Genomic DNA, 21,922 nt, shown 5'->3' with positions numbered 1-21,922 from the left:
GATGAGTTCTTTACTGTTTCATTTACGTACTTTTCAACGGATCCGTTACGAAGATTCCTTCCGCTGTCTCGGACGCTTCGAGTGGAGCATCATCCAAGAAGTAGGTGCGTACTACGCGATTAGCGGCAAGTCCATCCTCTTTCGCACAGAACGTTTCCCGAAAATGATCGAGCTTTATTTGATAATCCTTCGACCAAGACGGAATCGTCGCCAGTGCCTCGTAAAAGGACAGTTCCTCTTCAATGATCGGACCAGGTAAGTCCTTTTGATAGTCCAAGTAGAAACCGCGCAACGTATCGCGATAGAGCTCTAGGTCATAAGCATAGAACAGGACTGGACGATTAAGATTGGCGAAATCAAAAAAGACGGATGAATAGTCAGTGATCAATAAATCAGTTAATAAATAGAGTTCTTGGATGTCGGGATAGTTGGTGACATCGAGGAACTGTTCTCGATACTCACTTGGAATTTTCGGTTTTTTCGTCACGAGTACATGGGTCCGAATGAGGAATACATAGTCATCCCCTAGTGCTTCAGCGACACGACTGAATTCGAACGGGTAATCAAAGAAAAATTTTCCGTTTCCTAATGCATGATGATCTCGGAACGTAGGAGCATATAAAATGACCTTCTTATCCGGCGAAATGTTCAGTTGTGCACGCAAGTCGTCGACCTTTTTCGTAGCATCTGCAAAGAATAAGTCATTACGTGGATAGCCGGATTCAAGGATCGTTCCTTCATACTGGAAAGCACTTTTAAAAATCGCTGTCGCATAACTACTCGGCGAAAGAAGCACACTCCATTGTTGGATCGAACGGGTGACGCGGTCGACATACCCGGCGTCTCGACCATGAATTTCCTCTAAATCGAATAACATCTTTTTCAGTGGTGTGCCGTGCCATGTTTGAATATAGGTCGTTTCTTTACGACGGGTCATGTAATGAGGGAAATTTTGATTGTTCACCCAATACTTGGCCGTCGCTAAATGATAAAAGTAGCGAGGTGAAAGACGTTTGATGACGTTAACATGATCATCCCCGAGATAGAGTCGTTTATTATGCACCCAGATGACTTGATGGGTGCTGCCGAGGCGACGCAATTCTTCATAGATATAACGGGGACTATCACCGTACTGTTTACCGAGCCCGCTCTCGAACACGATTTTATTTTCTTGTACCGGTAATTTTTTCATCAAGCGATAGCTGATTTTCATGATTGGGAAATAGAAGCGACTCCGACGGAAAAGTCGGAATAACACGAGTGATGCTTCTTTTGTTTGTATCGTTTCCCAAACATGGCGCTGCTGTTTGTAATCAAGAATCGTTTGGTAGATATCTTCGGAATAAGACTGTTCTGTTGGTTTTAAGAAGACCGCAGCCCGCTCCTTGTAAGACGGAAGCATCGCAAAATCACGTGAGGCCGTCGCTTCGAGGTCAGCGATTAAATCATCGACTGTAGTCGAGATGGGACCGGGTAACTCTTTCGCTAAATCAAGGTGCGAACCGACCGGACCGATGAATCTGCGAGCATCGAATTGGAAATAGTGAACCGGTCGTCCTAAGAAACTAAAATCAAAGGCGACGCTCGAGTAGTCTGTAATGAGTAAGAGACTCTCCTTCAACAAACTTTGGACATCCCGTTCACCTTGATAGATGACGGTCACTGGGAAACGCTCGAAATGGCTCGCGTACTGTTGCATATTCGGATGTAGACAGAACAGAATCTCCAAATCATGGTCGTGTGCGAGTTCATGGAGGCGCGGGTGTTCTAAAAGAGCGGAGTACTGTGCGAAATAGTCCGATTCCAAGAACTGAATAGGTGTTTGCAACCACGAACGCCACGTCGGAATGATCAAGATTTGCCGTTTGACGGGCGTGTCACCGTTCAAGAGGGCGTCGAAGCGTGAGAGCCCCGTAATTCGAATCTCGTCTTGACGATAGCCCATATCCTGCATGACCAATCGACGTTCCCGTTCAGAACTCACTAAAAAGAGATCGGTATCGAACGATAATGCGAATTTGCCGTACTGATTCTCCATATTTTTAGCGCCCAGTACTCCATGTTGAATGAAGATCCGGTCGGCTTTCATTTTTCGCTTGAATCGCGGTGAGCGAAGGGGATAAAGATAGTCGGCATGATGGGTTCCAACGAATTTACTTGCCATGAACGAATGATAAATATGTTCTTTCGAACGGAAAGGCAAGGTATTTCCAAGAATCGCGACCTTATCATACTCAGGTGAATTTGGATCAATCACGTAGTAAGCAGGATGTTCTGCATGTTGCTCGCGCATGAACCGGAAAAAGTGATACCCGTTATCTTGTGCTTTATAAGGTCTTTCCCCGATCAACCATGTTCTTCGGTCAGCAAAGAGACGATAGAGAGGGGCAAACGTCATCATATGCTCAAGGTAACGATAATTTTCGTTCGTGAACGCACTTAATTCAAACGAGAGGTTCCGATGACCGACAGTGAAATAAGGTGTGACATGCATCGTATGTGTCGCGTTGCGCCCAGTAAGTTCCGTTGTGAGATGACGTGTGATGTAACGAGCTCTTCCGAGTCGGACGAGGCGAGGGATCAGACGATGGTAGTAGGTCAGTTCCATGAAGCTATCGTAGATGCCTTCATGGAGAAGACGCTCCGATTGTAAGGCGGACCAATCAATCTGTGTGCGATACGTATAGCGATATAGACCAAACCGACGTTGACTTGCCTCTTGATCATAGAACCAATCAACAGGCAGTGCGATCCGATCTCCGGTTTCACGATGGACGAGGATGAGCTGTCCTTTCTTTAAAAAAGAATGACGTGAAAAAAGTTTCCCTTCGATATGTGTTTCGTGAGAGTGTTTTTTATCGATCCGATCAATCTGAAGCCGTGACTTAATGACGGGTTCCTTGTTGAGCAATAATCGGATGTTTCCTTTCAAGTCTGTGTATAAAAAGACGCGATGTTGCTTCGCTTCATCAAAAAGAGGCGAGAGTGGTGAAGGAATAGTAGTACGTAAGAAACGACCTAATGTAATTTCTCGTACATATGACTCATTAGTAATGGTCGATCGCGAAGGAAGACCGCTCTCTTGCCACTTCTCAAGTGTTTCCGGTGGAATGGCCGCAAGCGGTTTACGATATTTGAGATATAGGGAAAATCGACCATGAGGCAGTAACGTCTCAGGTGTAAGAGCTGATTCTTCTAAAAAATCTTCTTGTTCTAGGTGAGTGTCTTGATGCTGAATGAGGTGGTCGATCAGAAGGTGAATATGGGATGGATTGAATTCGAATCGGAAAAAGGTTGAACGTGCTTGATGATTCACGAGCTCCGTGACGAGGAGCTGATTCCGGTCATAAATACAAAGGGACTCGACGACTAAATCCGGATCGGTCAGATGACCCGATAAGGATAAAGCATGTTCATCTGACATAAGAGAGATCTGCTGTTTGCTAGTCTTCCGTTCTTTAGAAGAAGAGCGTTTCGGTAAGATCGTTTTACCGGACCGTGCCATTCTCAAAAACAGATGTGATACATTCATAACAAAACCTCCTAAAATGTAAAAAGAAGTAAATGGTATTTTCGACACACAATAACATACCATAAAAGTAAATGTAAGTGGTTACAGAAAAAGTCGGATTAACTTATAAAGAAGGTGTGAAGAATGCGTCATTTGATTTTAATGGACACGTTCAAAGGAAGTCTCGCTTCAAAAGAAGCGGCAGAGGCGGTCGCTGCAGGTATTCTTCAACAGGATCCATCCGCGATCATCGATCAATCGCCTGTTGCTGATGGAGGAGAAGGAACACTAGCTGTGTATGCGGCAGGTGGCTATGAGATACGGACGGAGTGGACGGTGGATTTAGCCGGACGCCCTTGTGAAGTGATGTATGCGCAACATGAACAGGAAGCCGTCATTGAAGTCGCACAGATATGCGGACTATCGATGAGACATGAAACAGACGATCCATTTTTGTTACACACGAAAGGAGTCGGTCATCTCGTCCAGACGTTACGCCGAAAAGGCATGACAAAGATTCGAGTCGCTCTTGGAGGAACAGGAACGACAGATGGCGGGCTTGGTTTTTTACATGAAATGGGATGTTCTTTACGAGATGCGGAAGATCGTCCGATTCGGTTTCACACGAATCCGCTAGTCGAGACGCGACGGCTGGCATGTATAGACGCTCCATTTTCGTTGGAGGCATTGGTAGATGTTCGTTCCCATTACTCTGGTCAAGACGGTCCAGCGTATCTATTTGGACCCCAAAAAGGGTTACGACGAAATGAGATTGAATGTTTAGATCAACGATTGAAAGAAATGGAAACGATTCTCAAGCTAGAAAATATTCAAGGTGCAGGAGCCGCAGGGGGACTGGGTGGTGCGATTCATGCTGTCGGGGGAACGATCGTGTCGGGTGCCCAGTCCATCCTCGCGTATTTAGGATGCGAGGAACGATTACGGAAAGCAGATTATGTCTGGACTGGTGAAGGGAAAGTCGATCGCCAAAGTCAATTAGGGAAAATAACAGGAGAAATCGTGCGATCTGCTGGAATTGCTCAAGTTCCATGTCTTATTCTTGCGGGTATCGTCGAAGAAAAGATACCCGGTGCGCTGGATTGTCGATCGATTCATATCGACCGACCCGTTACGTTAGACAAAGAGCAGACGTTTGCTCGCTTAACAGAGCAGGCCTCGATCTGGCTAAAAGAACTTTCACGGGAACAGGGATGAAGTCGGAAAAGTTTGGGTAAATAACTGTATATTGCCATACTTTTAGAGAAGGTAGGTCATCGTATGATCAATCAATCGATTCAATTATCGTTTCGCCAAGTCCGAGCACTGGTCGAACATACTCTGCTGTTGTTCAAAGAGCTCGATCAACAATTAGCAAACCGTGGATACGAACCAGTTCTCCCGGAAGTCGTCCAAACGGAGCATGGTCTGAGCATCCATCAGACGAAGGAGAGTGCGGAGTCGCTCGTACCGCACTTTTTAACTCGGACGTATGTCCGGCAACAAGAAAAAACGAACCAACATGGATTGCTGATCTCTGTTCAATATACGCATCCGCTCCATGAACGATTCGATCCGGTCGTCCTCGTCGGCGATATTGCGTTCAAGCAAGCGAAACATGCGCAAAAAATCTTGAGCGAGAAACCATGGCTTCTGAAATACGCTGCCTTTGAATCAACGATCGCGCAAGAGTTCGTTGCCGATGGTACACGCTATACGACGCAACCGATTGAAGAAATCGAAGAGCTGATCGTCTGGGGGCATCCGTTCACGGAAATGCGCGATATCGATGACGTCAAACGATTGGCAGAAGAGATGATCAGTCGTCGTCTTGAGCCGGGGACAACATGAAAATAAGCTTCCGTTCCTTCAAGAGAGAAGGAGGGAAGCTTATTTTTTTAGACTTGAACGAGCAATCGTTCGATCGCTGCCGTCAAATCCGTCGGGTTCGTTTTTGGAGAGAACCGTGTCACTTCTCCATCACGGGTCACGAGGAATTTCGTGAAATTCCACTCAATGTCTGTTGCACCGTCTGTCGTTGGTGCTTGTGCTTTTAATTCCTCAAACAGCGGATGTGCTTGCTCACCGTTGACATCGATTTTTGAAAAGACGGGGAACGTCACGCCGTAGTTGATTTGGCAGAACGACTGAATCTCCTCGTCCGTTCCCGGGTCTTGGTTCGCAAACTGATTACATGGGAAACCAAGTACGGTCAATCCTTGCGAACGATAGTCTTGATGCAATTGCTCGAGTCCTTCGAACTGCGGCGTCAAGCCACATTTACTGGCTGTATTGACGATCAGCCATGCTTGAGCTGGGTAGTCAGTTAAAGATGCCGACGTTCCGTCGACGCGTTGAAATGAATGATCTTGTAACATATCGATTCCCCCTTTTTAAGTACTTCTACAGTGTAACAAATCCGTTTTCTCGTCGTCTTCTCTCGTTACTTATGAGATGACAGAAACATCACAATCGAGTGTCAGCGACGCTTTTTCGACGAATCTTTGTTACGATGAAAAGGAATATGGAAGGAAAGGAGAGATGCCACATGAGAAAAATGTTGAAACAATCGCGGTTCGTCATGATCGCGACGCTTTGTCTCGTCCTGGTCGGAAGTTGTATCACGTTACTGACGCTTGGATTCGAACGCGATATTGTGATTCTTGTTTCTGGAGTGGTTGCCCTATGGGTGACGATGCTAGCTCCTTTGACGGTCCATGCCAAAATGAATCAGCAATCATAATCGTTGTTTGTTCATGAAACTGCGGAACGATTCTCACTGAAATGGAGCTCCTCCATTTTAGATGAAGGAATCGATTTCTGCGGTTTTTTTTCTTCTATAGCATAGGGACGAAAAACACTATTTTTCGAAAGTAAGTCATTAAAAAATCAGACTATTTTTTTTTCAACTTTTCTATTTACAACTCTAAAAAATCGGAGTAATATCCATCTCATCAACGAACACTAACATGTTAATGCTTCGATCTCAAAGTACGCCGAATTCATGATTGAAGCGGGGGACCCAACCGTCACGACACGTGACACGGGGTGAATCCTTTCCGAACGGGAAAGGTAGGGCGAAATCCTAGGTATGCCCGAATCCGACAGCTAACCTCGCAGGCGTTTTTAGGAGGGAACGACTCTTTTTCAGTATGCCAAGGTATAAAGGCGATGCTGGGGCCGTTTTTCGCCTCACATCGTCTTTTTGTCGTGTTTAATTGTAAAAATATTGAATAATATGGAGGTAATTTCATAATGGGAGAGCTGTGGAGTATCGTATTGCTTGCCTTCTTCTTCGGTACGACGTTCGGGATGATTCATCTGATCGAACGCGTCCAGTGGAGAGCAGGTGACCGCAAATGACATGGTTTTTACTAGCGACGGGCTGCCTCGTCTTCTTGTATCTCGGTTATTGTCTGATGTATCCAGAAAAATTCTAATCGCATAGGGAGAAAAGAAAAACATGTGGACTCAATTCATGATCCAATTTTGGATCCTTCTCGTCATCGCACTTTGCGCGGCGGTCTTGCTTGGTCGCTACATTGGAGTATACTTCGCACCTGTCGCAGAGCGTCGGGTCGATAAAATCGGTAAGGTCGAACGACGACTCCTGTTGTTACTCGGCGTCGATGAAAAGAAACACGATCAATCGTGGGTCGGCTATTCGAAAAGTTTGTTGCTTGTAAATATGTTCTTCTTCATCGGTGGTTATTTGCTACTTCGTTTCCAAGGCAGTCTACCCTTGAATCCGAACGGTGCTGTGAATCTCGACTGGTCGACGGCGCTTCATACGACGATCAGCTTCATGACGAATACCGATCAACAACACTATTCGGGTGAGGCACTCTCGTATCTCTCGCAAACGTTCGTCCTCGGAACGATGTTATTCGTCGCTCCGACGATGGCATTCACGGTCTGTATCGCTGTCATTCGTGGTCTTGCGAACAAACCACTCGGTAACTTCTATGCCGACTTCTTCCGCTTCATCTTCCGAATTCTCTTACCGATTTCGTTCGTCTTCGGTTTAGCGATGATCCTACTCGGTGTACCGCAGACATTTGGAGGAGCAGTCAGCGTCACGACGCTCGAAGGAGCAAAACAGTTGATCTACCGCGGACCAGTCGCTGCTTTTGAAGTCATCAAACAGCTCGGAAACAATGGTGGTGGTTTCTTTGGTGCCAACGGAGCGCATCCGTTTGAAAACCCGAACCAGTTCGTCAACTTCATCCAGATGTTCTTGATGTTGCTGATTCCGATGTCACTTCCGATTGCATACGGTAAAATCATCGGTTCAGCGAAACAAGGGCGACTGTTCCTTAGTGTCATGACGCTTCTCTTCATCATGATGACGGTCGGGATGGCAGGGAGCTTACTTGCGAATCCAACAGCGCATGGTCAGGAATTACGATTTGGTCAAATCGGAACGGCGCTCTACAGTTCAATTACGACGGCAGCTGAAACTGGTGCGGTCAACGCGATGCACGACTCACTGCATCCGCTCGCAGGATTGATCCAACTCGGCAATATGATGCTCAACGTCGTTTACGGTGGAGCAGGTGCAGGATTCCTGAACGTTTTGCTTTACGCCTTTGTCGCAGTCTTTCTGACAGGTCTCTTGATCGGTCGGACACCGACGTTCCTCGGGAAGAAAATCGAGACGTTCGAAGTGAAGATGATCGCGATCGCGCTACTCGTGCCGCCCTTCCTGATTCTCGTCGGAACGGCGATCTCGATGTACGTCGCACCAGGCGTCGCCGGCATCTCGAACCCAGGTTATCACGGACTGTCGCAAGTCTTGTATGAGTTCACGTCCGCGACAGCGAACAACGGATCCGGTTTTGAAGGACTCGGCGACGCAAACGTCTACTGGAACGTCTCGACATCATTCGCGTTGTTCTTCGGACGCTACATCCCATTGATCTTGATGCTTGCAATCGTAGGTTCGCTTAAAGCGAAGCAATCGGTTCCGCAAGATGAATTTTCGTTTAAGACAGACACACCACTCTTCGGAACAGTCTTCCTCGGTACGGTCGTACTCGTCGGTGCATTGACATTCTTGCCAGTGCTCGTACTTGGACCGGTCGCGGATTGGCTGACGATGTGAACAGGAGATAAAAGCATATGATGGAACGAATCATGCATCCGACGCCCGAGGAACACCAACCGAACGGGGAGCCGGAACACCAATCCAAATCAGCAATCAGTGGCTCGATCGCGCGTCAAGCGACGATCGATGCCTTTAAAAAATTGAATCCCGTTAATATGGTCAAACAACCGATCATGTTCGTCGTCTGGATCGGCTGCTTGCTTGCAATCGGCTATACGATCTTCATTGATGAGATGCGTGGCTTTAACTTAACGGTCAGTATCATCCTTTTCCTGACGGTCTTGTTCGCGAACTTCGCGGAATCGATCGCGGAAGGACGCGGGAAAGCCCAGGCGGACTCATTGAAAGCGTCAAAAGCAGATGTCATGGCACGTAAACGTGTCGGACAACTGATTCAAAGTGTCTCGTCGGCGACACTCCGCAAAGGCGATATCGTCTTCGTCCGAGCAGGGGAGTATGTACCGGGTGACGGTGAAATCATCAAAGGACTTGCTTCGATTGATGAATCAGCGATCACGGGTGAATCCGCACCGGTCATCAAGGAAGCGGGCGGTGATTTCTCCTCGGTCATCGGTGGAACACTCGTCGTCAGTGACGAGATCGAAGTTCGAATCACGAGCAATCCGGGTGAATCATTCCTCGATCAGATGATTGCCCTCGTCGAAGGCGCAAGTCGTCAAAAGACACCAAACGAACTCGCGTTATCAACGCTCTTGACGAGCTTGACATTGATTTTCTTACTTGTCGTCATGACATTACCGGTCTTTACGAACTACCTTGGATTTGATCTATCAGGTCCGATCTTGATCGCCTTACTCGTCTGTTTGATCCCGACGACGATCGGTGGCTTACTGTCAGCAATCGGAATCGCCGGGATGGACCGCGTTACCCGCTTCAACGTCATCGCGATGAGCGGGAAGGCGGTCGAAGCAGCAGGCGATATCCAAACGATCATCTTGGACAAAACAGGAACAATCACGTTCGGTAACCGGATGGCGTCGGAAATCACGCCGGTCGGCGGACGCACTGCCGAGCAGGCGTTTGAGGGGGCAATCCTCGCCTCACTCGCTGATGAGACACCAGAAGGACGTTCCGTTCTTGAACTCGCTGAACTTCGCGCGATGCCTGTTGAACAACATTGGTTAGATGATGCAGAGATCGTACCGTTCCGCGCAGAGACACGGATGTCCGGACTCGATTTAAGAGATGGTCGCCGTGTACGGAAAGGGGCGGGGCAAGCGATTCAAGAATGGGTCAAGGAACAAGGTGGAACCATTCCGAATGATTTGCAAGAGAAAGTAGATGCGGTCTCTCGTCTTGGTGGCACACCACTCGTCGTTGCGATCGATGCAACGATCCTTGGCGTCATCTATTTAAAAGATACGGTGAAACCGGGCATGCGCGAACGATTCGATCGGTTGCGTGAGATGGGTATCAAAACGGTCATGTGTACGGGTGACAACCCATTGACGGCAGCAACGATTGCTCGCGAAGCAGGCGTCGATGATTTCGTCGCCGAATGTAAGCCGGAAGATAAGATTCGTGTCATTCAGCAGGAACAAGCAGCTGGTCACCTCGTCGCGATGACGGGAGACGGAACGAATGATGCACCAGCGCTCGCTCAAGCCGATGTTGGACTCGCGATGAACAGCGGAACGCAAGCCGCAAAAGAAGCGGCGAACATGATCGATCTCGATTCGAACCCGACGAAAATCATCGAAGTCGTCGAAATCGGGAAACAGCTCTTGATGACACGGGGTGCCTTGACGACGTTCTCGATCGCAAACGATGTCGCGAAATATTTCGCGATCATCCCAGCAATGTTCATGGTCGCAATCCCGCAGATGGAAGTACTCAATATCATGCGTCTTGATTCACCGACGAGTGCGATCTTGTCTGCCTTGATCTTTAATGCGATCATTATTCCGATGTTGATTCCACTCGCGATGCGGGGGGTTACCTACAAACCGATGACGGCGGATCAATTACTCGGTCGTAACTTGCTGATCTACGGTCTTGGCGGTGTCGTCGTTCCATTCATTGGGATTAAAATCATCGATGTCTTGCTTGCAAGCATCCTCTAAGGAGAAAACGAATCATGAAACAAGCCATTCGTGTGACGGTCTTCGTCACGGCGTTATGCGGGATCGTCTTTCCCGCTTTATTGACTCTGTTCGGTCAACTACTCGTACCGGATAAAGCTGAAGGTTCTTTAGTACAAGAAAACGGAAAATTCATCGGATCGGAATTGATTGCCCAGCCGTTCACGTCGAAACAGTATTTTCACGGACGTCCATCAGCGGTCGATCAATTAGCGGGAGCGTCTGCTGGGGATAACCTAGCAGCATCGAACCCGGAGCTTGGCACGAAGATGGCGGAATTACAGAAACAGAACCAAGTGGACGGCGCTTCGCTTCCGGACGATGCCCTCGTGACATCCGGTTCTGGCTTCGATCCGCACATCTCAGTCGATTATGCTTTGGTTCAGGCGAAGCGTATCGCAACCGCGCGCGACCTGTCGCGTGAAGAAGTACGGAAGTTGATCACGAAGGAAGCAGAAACACATGATTACGTCAACGTCCTGCGTTTGAACTTAGCCCTTGATCGGAGTAAGTCATGACACGAGGAAAGCTGAAGCTGTACATCGGCTCAGCTCCTGGTGTCGGAAAGACGTATAAGATGCTTGCCGATGCACGAACATTGACGCTTGAAGGCAAGGATGTCGTCATCGGTCTGATTGAGACACACGGTCGAAAAGAGACGGCGGAGATGGTCGGGCAACTCGAACAAGTCCCGCTACTTGAAGTCGTCTACAAGGACAAGACATTCCCCGAGGTGAACGTGGACGCGATCATTGCCCGTCGCCCCGATATCGTTCTGATCGATGAACTGGCGCATACGAATGCGCCAGGATCGGTACGAAAGAAACGCTATCAAGATGTCGAAGCACTTCTTGAAGCAGGAATTAATGTCTATTCGGCCGTCAACATCCAGCATTTCGAAAGCTTGCTCTTTAAAGTCAAGGAAGTGACGGGTGTCGAAGTGCGGGAACGCATCCCGGATCCGTTTCTCGGGGAAGCCGATGAGATTCTACTCGTCGATGTCACACCACAGACGTTACGGGAACGACTCGAGCAAGGAAAGATCTACAAAAAAGAAAAGATTGAACAGAGCTTGAATTCGTTCTTCTCGCTTCAGAATCTTGCGAGCTTACGTGAGCTATCGCTGCGTCAGGTCGCGGACGAAGTCGACGATCAAGTCTATCAATCACGTTTGCTGATCGAAAAAGATCCGGCGTCGCTACAAGAACGAATTCTCGTCTGTATCCAGCTCAACGACAACGCGCGGAAGTTGATCTATCGCGGCTTTCGCATGGCAAGTAGATTGAAGGCAGAACTGTATGTCCTAACGATTTTACCGGCAGCGGAAAATCAATTGAATGCGAAACAGAAAGAAGTCTTAGCGATGGTACGCGAGAGTGGTTCCTTGTTCGGAGCAGAAGTTCTAATCCGAATCCAAGGCGAGCGCTCGATCGCCCAAGCGATCACGGCAGCTGCCAAGCATCATCGCATCACTCAAATCGTCCTCGGTCAATCCGCACGGACCCGTTGGCAGGAAATTCGGCGCGGATCAATCATCAATGAAATCATGCGTCATGTCCGCGGGATTGATATTCAAATCGTTGCCGATGACATGGAACGCTAGGGGAGCCCTTCCGCGTAAATGCAGGGGTTCTCTTCGAAGTTTGTCGTTTCACAAGACGAACGAGTCGGTCATTCTCCCTGTCCTCAGGGCGGGAGGTAAGCCGCGGCATCCCTGCATTTGATGCGGTCTGCCGGGTCTTACCTAACCCTGACGAAAGCGCCGAGCGCGCTTTCTGATCCTGTAGGAGTGGAGGATGACATTTTTCGTTCTACATCAATCAAAAAGGAAAGACCGTTCCAGTGAAGTCACCAGAACGGTCTTTCCTTTTTTGTTGGAATCATTTCAATGATTTAAAGACTCGGCTTCATCGTTTCCTCAACGAGCGAAGACTGGAATATCGAAGACAGCTGTATAGCTATCCATTTGTTGATATAAATCATAGATGCGAGTCGTTTGTTTCGCTGCCCATCCCATGTCTGTCGCATATTGATGACGACCAGGATTCATTGGGTTCCAGCGCATTTTATAGAGTGTGTTTTGATTGTATGCATGGTGAATATATTGGGTTCCAATAAATTCGGCTCCACCCATGATGGCTGCTTCCGGTGTGAACCATCCTTTTTCGTAAGCTGTTCTTGCTCCACCGTTGATTGGATCTGAATCGATAGCACCGATGCCGTACATGTTGTAGACCATTTTTCCATTCCACATGACGCCATTCGCTAAAGTTGACGTTCCATTTCCTGTCTCAAGTAGCGCGTGGGAGATCAAGTAGATTTCGTTGACGGAAAAGGCTGTACCAGCGTCGATGAATGCTTGTCCACAGCTTCCAGTCGTACATTTACCAAAGATGCCTTTTGTACTGATGATCTTATCTAATGTTGCGGCAGATGCGCCTGTCGTCTTCGATAAATCAAGGAATTGGAAGAATTCCTTTGAAGAGCGGCTGACTTTTAATGGGTCAGCGACGTTCCGGACATCGGACTCGAGTGCATTCAACCAACCGAGTGTCCAGTATCCAGTGGAAGACGTGTAAACACGCGGATACGTCGTATAGAAATCACCGATTCGTTGATAGACCTTAATCATCTGTTTCGGCTGGAATTGTCCATAAATATGGCTATCCGTCGCCGCACCCGATCGGATGTTGAGTGGTGTCGTTGACGATACGGTCGCGAGTGTACCATTGACTGGGTCTTCTGATCCACCGAATCGAACATACATCGAGCTGACATACATCATCTTATTTTTATACAAATCGGTTTGAGGTGAAGGATTTAACTTCATTTGAGTGCTGATGAAGTTATCAAATGTATACGGTGTCGCAATGGAGTTGTAGACATTTAGTTTTGAAGATGTCGTTACAAGTGTTCCATTATACGCATAGCCTGATTTACCTTGATAGGAAATCTTATACCATTGGCCGATTTGTCCGGTGACGTTGACGACGACGTTCGAAGGAATCGTCGTCACGACTTGATAGGAACTTCCGACATACGAGCGAAGTGGAGTAGGACTTGTAGCTCGGACGTATAACGAATCTTTCGATACATAGTCAATCTTACTTGTAGATGCGTTCGTATCGACATACCCTGTTTTTCCATTGATCGTTACTTTATGCCACTGTTTATTCGTATGTGACGTAATCAGTGAAGTCGTGTAGTAGACGTTTCCTTTAGCTAGTGTCGTAAGTGCTGTTGCTTCTTCTAAAGGTGAATTTCGAATGATTAAGTTCTCGTTCGCGAGGAAACGAGCGCCACTAATCTTTTTTGTTTCTGTATAAGGTGTTAAAAGAGCGCCATCGATATACCCTGTTTTTCCATTAACACTTACGTTCATCCATGTCCCGATTGAACCATTCACTTGTACGACTGTTCCTTTCGTAAGCGATGAGACTTCGCTGTATGTCGGACCAGCATATGACTTCAGAGAAGTCGTTTGTACCGTCTTATAGCGATGGGCTGAAATCTTACGGTATGAAATCGGACTTCCTTGATTCGCTCGGATATATCCTGTTTTCCCGTCTACTGAAATACGATGCCACGACTGACCGTGACCGTTCGTGACAAGGCGCGTCGTGTAATAGACATCTCCGCTTTTTAGCGTCTTCCATGTATCGGCATCCGCCTGATACGTCGTTTTGACGTCGATGGATGTATTTAATACATAACGCGCTGCTGAGATCGTAGACGTTACGATATATTCGTTCAAATCATCCTGATGAACATATCCGATTTTTCCTGCATACGTCACACGGTACCACTCATTGATAGCCCCTGTTACGGATAACTTCGTACCGCTTGGGATAGACTTGATGGAAGCGTAAGATACGCCAGCATAAGACTTTAATCCTGTAGCGTCGGTTGTTTTCATCGTCACGGCATCCGCTTGATAGGAGACTTTTTCTCCTGTTCCGTAAGCGATGTAACCGGTCTTTCCGTCTTTTTTGATCTGATACCATTTTTTAGAACCAAGTGTGACGAGACGTGTCGTGTAATAGATATCACCCTCTTGAAGCGTAGCGATTTTAAACGCATCTGCTTCAGGAGCGACTAAGATATCGGTGGATGATGTGACGGCGAAACGTGTACCTGAAATGGTTTGGACGAGGGCTGCTGTCTTAAACGTCGAAGCCGACGCATATCCTGTTACACCATCGTACGTGACACGATACCATGTACCGATTCGACCAGAGACGAGCGGTTTCGCACCGGCCGGAATCGACTTGATTCCTGCATACGAACTGCCTGCATAAGAGCGAAGTGTCGTTTTAGCTGTTGTGACGAAAGAGACGTTCTTCAGGCTTTCATAATTCACGATCGTTCCTTGATTCGCTAAAAGATAACCGGTTTGACCGTCTTTTTTAATTTTGTGCCACGTGCTACCTCGAGAATCCGTTGCAAGTGTCGTCGTGTAATACGCATCGCCTGTTTTTAAAGAAGCAATCGTTTTACTCGTCGAAGAGGCAGATGCTTTGATTTCGACGGATTTCTTCAAGAGAACACGTGTAGTAGGAATCGTTTTGACACTTTGTTTAGAGACTTGTAAAAAAGCGTCACGGTGCATGTATCCACTATTTTTGCCGTGACGAACGCTATACCAGCCGTCGATTTTTCCGACTACTTCAACGTTTGTCCCAACTGGAATCGATTCGACTTTTGGATAACCCGTTCCTGCATAAGTATGTAGCGTGTAGGTATCCGTCGTACGTGATGTTTCGTTCGCAATCTTCTGATAGGAAACAGGAGTGGCACCAGATGGGACATATCCTGTTTTTCCTGCGTAGTTCAGGCGATACCACGTTTTGCCGTATGGATCGGTAATCCGTTGTGTCGTATAATACACATCTTTACTTTGCAAGGTACCAATTGTCGTTGCTGTCGTGCGTGCCGCATTTTTAATCGCCGTATTCGTAGAGACGATATAGCGTTGTCCAGAGATCGTTTGCTTTTTCTCATACAACACTAAATATTTTGAAGCGACATATCCCGTTTTTCCGCCATATGTTACTTTTTTGTAGCTTCCGGCATCATATGCGGATGAAACGACCGTTCCGGTCTTGATCGTCAACAAGCGTTTCCGTGAAGATGTCGTCTTATCATACAGATCCGTATCTGCCGATAGACGATAAGCCGTTACTTTCGTTGTTGCTGCGTTCACTATCGGTAGAGATGATAGAATGATGCTAAACACGATAAGAAGACTCGCGAACACCTTCAAAGGTTTCGAGATGGATGTCGTATTCAAAGTATCTTTCCTCCTAGTAGATATTCGTCCAAGCGGACGGAATCGGCTTCTAGGATGTCTGGTCTAAGGTGTACGTACTTATGCCTATTCCTACTATCGACCATATCGGATTTTTATGAAGAAAATATTGGGTTTTTTTGAAAAAAGGGATTTAGTTTTTTGAAAAACCCTCCTGTTTGTTTAAACAAGAGGGAATAGGATCAGATAGTGAGACGTGCGAGGATTTCTGTTAAATTCGTCGTCGGGCGTTCACAAGTAAAATCATGACAGAGATACGCCGTTGGCTCTTCTGGTTCTGGATAATCCGCGAGCAAAGAGACGTGCGGCAAAAGGTCACGCTTCGTACCAATTAACAAGGCGACTTCCGGCAAGCGCATCTGTTGCAGTTGATCGATTTCGACCGGGATGTCTACGTTTTCTGGAATCAAGATAATCAATTCCTTCGGTTCCATCTGCCGGTAGGTGAAGGTACCGACAAGTGAGGCGAATCCGGTCGGTTGTTGCTCGACTTCTTCGATTAAAGCTGCGAGCGCCCGTTCGGCACTTTCCTGATAAACGAGACGACCAGTCAGACGACTGAGCGTGAAGAAGGCGTTTAAGGCAATACTATTTCCAGCAGGTGTGACGCCATCATACAGATCGAGTGGACGAACGAGTAGCTCATCGGAGCGTGACGACGTCAGATAAAAATAACCATCTGCTGTTTGAAACTGGTCCTGTAGCACATCTGCGAATGCTAAAGCTTCCTTTAGATGAAGCGCCCGTCGTGTTGATTGGAATAGTTCAAGATGTGCATCGATCAAATATGCATAGTCATCGAGGAATCCGTGTCCGGTTGCTTGTCCGTCTCGGTAATGAACAGCAAGTTGATTCTCCGTGCGGACGAATCGCTCGAGTGATGTCATCGCACGCGTGGCGACATGTGTATAATGCGGTTCACCAAAGACACGACCGGCTTTAGCGAACGTCGAGATCATCATCGCGTTCCACGATGTCAGGCGCTTATCATCACAAAATGGTCGCGGGCGTTCACTTCGCGCACGAAGAAGAGTTTGTCGCTCGCGTTCGAGTTGCGCCGCTGTCTCAGCAGGTGACAAGTGCATTTCACGTGCGAACATCTCGAGTGTTTGTCCTGTCCGGTAAAAGACATTCCTTCCTTCGAAGTTCCCGGACTGGGAGGCATGGTAAAAGCGCGGGAACAGTGTGTCTGGTCCGAGTAAGTCGGTCAGTTCAGCTGCCGTGAACGTATAATAATGTCCTTCGCCCCCTTCATTATCCGCATCCAAGGCGGCGTAGAAGGTGCCGTCCGGTGCAGACAACTCACGCTCTACGAATGTCAGTACTTCTTCCGCGTAACGTCGGAAGCGGATTTGCCCGGTCACTTGATACGTCTCGATACATAGGGTTGCAAACCAAGCATTGTCGTACAGCATCTTCTCGAAATGAGGAATCTGCCACTCGGCATCGACCGTATAGCGGAACAGACCGTAGCCGACTTGATCGGTCATCCCGCCGTCACGCATCGCGATTAATGAACGCATGACCATATGGAGCGCTGTTTCGTCTTCCGCGAATTGATAATAATCAAGCAAGAAACGAAGCAGGGCTGGCGACGGAAACTTCGGTGCCTCGCCGAATCCACCGTGTTGACGGTCAAATTGGCACATCGCTTGATCAAAGGTCTCGTGAATGATGGATTCATTCCAAGTATGGGTAGACGTCGTAGGCTGCAATACGTCGCGAAGCGTTTGCGACATGTTCTGACCGACTTGTGCGATTTTTTCTGGTGAACGGCGGAATTGCTCGCTGAGCTGAAGCGTCACCTGACGAAAACTCGGGCGGTTGAACTGAGGCGTCTTCGGAAAATACGTGCCGATGTAAAATGGTTGCTGGTCCGCTGTCATGAAGACGCTCAGTGGCCAGCCACCTTGTCCGTTCATGACTTGAGCCGCCGTCATGTAGACATGGTCAATGTCAGGACGTTCTTCCCGGTCGACCTTGATTGCGATGTAGCGTTCGTTCAAGAGTCGTGCCGTTTCTTCATCTTCGAAGCTCTCATGAGACAGCACATGGCACCAATGGCACGTCGAATAACCAATCGATAAAAAAATCGGCTTGCCGCTTTCTCGAGCGGCAGTGAAGGCGTCTTCGCCCCACGGGTACCAATCGACAGGCTGGTGAGCATGTTGCAATAGGTAGGGACTCGTTTCATGGATAAGTCGATTCGACATGATGGATTTCCCTCGTTTCTTCTATAATAATAAGTCCTCTTCACGATACTCGGCTTTTACGGCAGGTGCAACTCCAATTCTGAGACAGGAGAAAACGATTTTTAAAAAGAAAGATTGACTTTATAAAAGAAAGTGTGATAGATTAATATAAGTCATGAATCGGGGATGATCACTCATGTGAGAATCTTCAATCCATATCATACAATTAAATCGACAGGTCAGGATTTTTAGACCGCTACTGACAAATGAGTCAGACATAAGTCATCGCTTTTATTTTGTCCTTCTTCATACTACGAGGAGAAGTTGACCCAGCAAGATAAACCTTCCAATCGATACTTTTCCGCTCATTCCCGAGCTATTTCTAAAAATCCCAGTATCATGCGTCCGTTGCAGACGCATCACGATTCTTGCTAAAATGCTTGATTCAGCTGGCGCGGCCAAGGAGCCGTAACAACGAAAGAGAGGTAGGGCTTTCGTCGTTTCAGGTGTTTTGATCACCTGTAATCCTCGATTCTCATGACAACCAAAAACAACGACACGCTGATGAGGCGTTTTTTTTGTGCCTTTTTTCGGGTAATGCTAAAAGAAGGGGGGTGACGACATGCCATGGAATGAGAACGACTATCCGGAGTCATTCAAGAACTTTGATCCGCCGCTTCGAAAGAAAGCGATCGAAATCGCGAACGCGTTATTAAAAGATGGCTATGAAGAGGGGCGCGCCATTCCGATCGCGACATCGCAAGCTGAAAAATGGTACGAAAGTCACAAAGACGAACAATAAAAAGTTGTAAGCGATACCATTTCTTTCATTTACGAAGGATGGTATCTTTTTTTACGAAAAATATACACTATTGAGAATATAATCTGATATTATGAAGAAGTGTCAGAAAATTCAATAGGGGGTCTCATCATGAAATACGGCAGTACGTTTGGAAAGTGGGCATTGGCCGGAGTATTAACAGCAGGAATCCTTCCACAAGCGGGTCTTGTCGGGGCAGAAGGCGAAGGCGTCATCTTGTCTGAATACATAGAAGGAACAAGTAATAATAAGGCAATCGAGCTATACAATGGGTCGGGGCAAATCATTGATTTAGCAGACTATACACTCGTTCAATATACGAACGGTGGACCGTCAGAAGCGAAAATCACACTATCGGGGAAAGTGGATCCAGGGAAGACGTTCGTCATCGCGAACTCGAGTGCGAATGCAGATATCAAAGCAAAAGCACAATTGACGACGGGATCATTGAACTTCAACGGGAATGATCCGATCGCATTGAAAAAGGGTGATGTCGTTCTTGATATCATCGGACCACTCGGTTCATCGACGGATTTCGCAAAAGATACGACACTTGTCCGGAAATCTAGCGTCACATCAGGTGCTAAAACGTACGAACCATCACAGTGGACGAGCTTCCCGGTTGATACACTGACGAATCTCGGCAGTCATCAGACAGAAGCGGGCGACGTTCTTGCAGCACCTACAGCTTCTCCGGTCGGTGAAGTCGAACGTGGAGATCAAGTGACATTGTCAGGTGAAGGAACAATCCATTATACGGTCGATGGCACGACACCGACTGTCGACAGTCCGGTGTACACGTCACCGATTACGATCAACGATGAAGTGACGATTCAAGCAGTTGCCGTCAAGGACGGTAAAACGTCAGCGGTTTCGACATTCAAGTACTATATCGCACCACAAATCACGAAAATCAGCAACATCCAAGGTATTGCGCATACATCACCATATGCCGACCAGCTCGTCCGGACGACAGGTGTCGTCACGTACGTCGTCGATGCGAACAACTTCTACATGCAGGATCCAAATCCAGATAACGACAGCCGGACATCAGAAGGGATTCTCGTCTATGCGAAAAACCATGGTGCTGCTATTGGACAACAGATCGCGACGACAGGATATGTCAAAGAGTGGTTACTTGGCGGATACAGCGATAAAGCAGATACAGACCTTGCTGTCACGGAAATCAGTACGGTCAATCTCGTGAAGGGTGCGCTTAATGAAGGCTTACCAGCAAGTATCGTTCTTGGTGATAAAGGGGTCTTGATTCCGACGCAAGTCGTCGACAATGATTCCTTCGCCCAGTTTGATCCAGAAGAAGATGCGATTGACTTATACGAAAGCTTAGAAGGTATGCGTGTCGCTTTACCGAACGCAATCGTCACAGGGCCGCAAGCAAACCGAACAATCCCAGTTCGGACACAAACAGACGCAAACAAGGTCTACACAAAACGTGGCACACCAATCCTGACGAAGGATAATGTCAACCCAGAACGTCTATTTGTCGAGATGGGCAGCTCGTCGTACCGTGCGAAAGCTGGTGATACATTCGATGGAACAATCGAAGGCGTCATGAGCTATAACTATTCGGCTTATAAAGTACTCGCCAAAGCAGCGGACCTTCCGAAACTCGTCACGAGCGAAGTGGAGCGTCAACCGACGAACATCAAGACGGGGGAATCACGCTTGACGGTTGCTTCGTACAACGTCGAGAATTTCGCCTCAACGGCAGACGCTGGAAAAGTCGATCGTGTCTCAGAAGGCATCGCGACATTCCTGAAGACGCCGGATATCGTCGGTTTGACAGAGATGCAGGATAATGATGGTGCGACGGATAGCGGAACAGTCGACGCATCAAAATCATTCGAGACATTGATTGCAGCAATCGAAGCAAAAACAGGTGTCCGCTATGCCTATACGGACATCGCACCAGAAGATAAGAAAGACGGTGGACAGCCAGGCGGAAACATTCGTGTCGGATTCCTCTACAATCCAGCACGTGTATCGCTCGCACCAGGTGAAAAAGGTGGCGCGACGGAAGCCGTTACGGTGGAAAATGGTAAGTTAACGAAAAACCCGGGTCGTATCCAACCGACGGATCCGAACTTCGCGAGTTCACGGAAACCGCTCGTCGCTGAATTCCTCTTCAATGGTGATTCGTACCATGTCATCGTCAACCACTTTAACTCAAAAGGTGGCGACGGAGCTGACTTCGGTAAGAACCAACCGGTCGTGCGTAAAAGTGAAGTCCAGCGTCATGCGATTGCGAATATCGTCCAAGATTTTGTCTCTGAATTGAAGACGGAAGTCAAAGGCTCGAACGTCGTCGTACTCGGTGACTTAAACGACTTCCAGTTCTCGAAGACGCTTGATATCTTAAAAGGCGATAACTTGTGGAACACAGTTGACGATCTGCCGGAATCAGAGCGGTACTCGTATGTCTATAACGGAAACGCTCAAGTGCTCGACCATATCTTAATCTCGAACAACTTGAAGTCGTATACGTCGTCGGATATCGTCAACATCAACTCAGAGTATATGGAAGCAGACGGTAGCGCGAGTGATCACGACCCAGCGATTATCTCGATTCAAGGTGCAGAGACGGCCGTACCGGTCAAAGGAACAGCAGAAGTCGGAAACTGGCGTGCTGTTCAAAAAGGAAAACATATCTTCATTGAACGTCAAGTAGGTTCGAAATGGGAGAAGGTCGGAGAAACACATGCCGATCAGCAAGGAGATCTTCTCGCTCTTCGTGTATCACAAGACAATCCAACCATCCAAGTGAAAACGAAAAAGGTAAAACGCTGTGGCTTGAATTAGCGAACGGCTATAAATTACAAGAAACGAAAAACTATCAATAATATGACAACGGACCTTTTTGACGA

At 47.5% G+C, this 21,922-nt stretch carries 13 protein-coding genes and 1 riboswitch; of the genes, 9 read left to right on the top strand and 4 right to left on the bottom strand.

Annotated features, from left to right (window positions below; translation table 11 throughout):
* Positions 1-22: 22 nt before the first annotated feature.
* Positions 23-3,532 (bottom strand): CDP-glycerol glycerophosphotransferase family protein, encoded by a 3,510-nt coding sequence (locus N179_RS10680; protein WP_075642848.1) that lies wholly within the window; start codon positions 3,530-3,532, stop codon positions 23-25.
* A gap of 123 nt (positions 3,533-3,655) precedes the next feature.
* Between N179_RS10680 and N179_RS10675 the strand changes: the two genes are divergently transcribed.
* On the top strand, positions 3,656-4,726 hold the full coding sequence (locus N179_RS10675) for a glycerate kinase (protein ID WP_058264613.1): 1,071 nt from the start codon (positions 3,656-3,658) through the stop codon (positions 4,724-4,726).
* Positions 4,727-4,789: 63 nt separating this feature from the next.
* Positions 4,790-5,359, top strand: coding sequence for a hypothetical protein (locus tag N179_RS10670; protein ID WP_058264614.1), 570 nt, complete (start codon positions 4,790-4,792; stop codon positions 5,357-5,359).
* 47 nt (positions 5,360-5,406) lie between these two features.
* On the opposite strand, the gene N179_RS10665 is transcribed toward N179_RS10670, so the two are convergent.
* Entirely contained in the window at positions 5,407-5,886 is a 480-nt protein-coding gene (locus tag N179_RS10665; RefSeq protein WP_058264615.1) for a glutathione peroxidase, read from the bottom strand.
* 170 nt (positions 5,887-6,056) lie between these two features.
* Between N179_RS10665 and N179_RS10660 the strand changes: the two genes are divergently transcribed.
* From N179_RS10660 to N179_RS10635, 5 genes are all read left to right on the top strand, one after another.
* Positions 6,057-6,251 carry a hypothetical protein gene (locus N179_RS10660; protein ID WP_023469379.1) on the top strand — a complete coding sequence of 65 codons (195 nt, stop codon included), beginning with the start codon at positions 6,057-6,059 and terminating at the stop codon, positions 6,249-6,251.
* 241 nt (positions 6,252-6,492) lie between these two features.
* A riboswitch (cyclic di-AMP (ydaO/yuaA leader) is annotated at positions 6,493-6,646 on the top strand.
* Between the two features lie 325 nt (positions 6,647-6,971).
* Positions 6,972-8,612 (top strand): potassium-transporting ATPase subunit KdpA, encoded by a 1,641-nt coding sequence (gene kdpA / locus N179_RS10650; RefSeq protein WP_075642847.1) that lies wholly within the window; start codon positions 6,972-6,974, stop codon positions 8,610-8,612.
* A 20-nt stretch (positions 8,613-8,632) separates the two neighbouring features.
* On the top strand, positions 8,633-10,699 hold the full coding sequence (kdpB, locus tag N179_RS10645; protein WP_371811226.1) for a potassium-transporting ATPase subunit KdpB: 2,067 nt from the start codon (positions 8,633-8,635) through the stop codon (positions 10,697-10,699).
* 14 nt (positions 10,700-10,713) lie between these two features.
* Complete coding sequence (gene kdpC, locus N179_RS10640; protein ID WP_075642846.1) at positions 10,714-11,235, top strand: K(+)-transporting ATPase subunit C; 522 nt, start codon at positions 10,714-10,716, stop codon at positions 11,233-11,235.
* Positions 11,232-12,320, top strand: coding sequence for a universal stress protein (locus N179_RS10635; RefSeq protein WP_075642845.1), 1,089 nt, complete (start codon positions 11,232-11,234; stop codon positions 12,318-12,320). Before kdpC ends, N179_RS10635 begins: the two co-directional genes overlap by 4 nt.
* Before the next feature lie 315 nt (positions 12,321-12,635).
* Here N179_RS10635 and N179_RS10630 read toward each other — a convergent pair whose 3' ends face one another.
* Both N179_RS10630 and N179_RS10625 read right to left on the bottom strand, forming a co-directional pair.
* Positions 12,636-16,007 (bottom strand): SH3 domain-containing protein, encoded by a 3,372-nt coding sequence (locus N179_RS10630; protein ID WP_075642844.1) that lies wholly within the window; start codon positions 16,005-16,007, stop codon positions 12,636-12,638.
* 200 nt (positions 16,008-16,207) lie between these two features.
* Positions 16,208-18,238 (bottom strand): thioredoxin domain-containing protein, encoded by a 2,031-nt coding sequence (locus N179_RS10625; RefSeq protein ID WP_075642843.1) that lies wholly within the window; start codon positions 18,236-18,238, stop codon positions 16,208-16,210.
* Between the two features lie 601 nt (positions 18,239-18,839).
* Here N179_RS10625 and N179_RS10620 point away from each other — a divergent pair.
* The gene (locus N179_RS10620) at positions 18,840-19,019 is read left to right on the top strand and encodes a DUF2188 domain-containing protein (protein ID WP_035396111.1); all 180 of its coding nucleotides are present in this window, start codon (positions 18,840-18,842) and stop codon (positions 19,017-19,019) included.
* A 129-nt stretch (positions 19,020-19,148) separates the two neighbouring features.
* Entirely contained in the window at positions 19,149-21,857 is a 2,709-nt protein-coding gene (locus N179_RS10615; protein WP_244150230.1) for a chitobiase/beta-hexosaminidase C-terminal domain-containing protein, read from the top strand.
* Positions 21,858-21,922: the final 65 nt, after the last annotated feature.

The sequence above is a fragment of the Exiguobacterium indicum HHS 31 genome (assembly GCF_001939065.1).
In the GTDB taxonomy this organism is placed as follows: Bacteria; Bacillota; Bacilli; order Exiguobacteriales; family Exiguobacteriaceae; genus Exiguobacterium_A; species Exiguobacterium_A indicum.
Note: the sequence above shows the minus strand (reverse complement) of the source record. Positions and strands in the feature narration are given on the sequence as shown.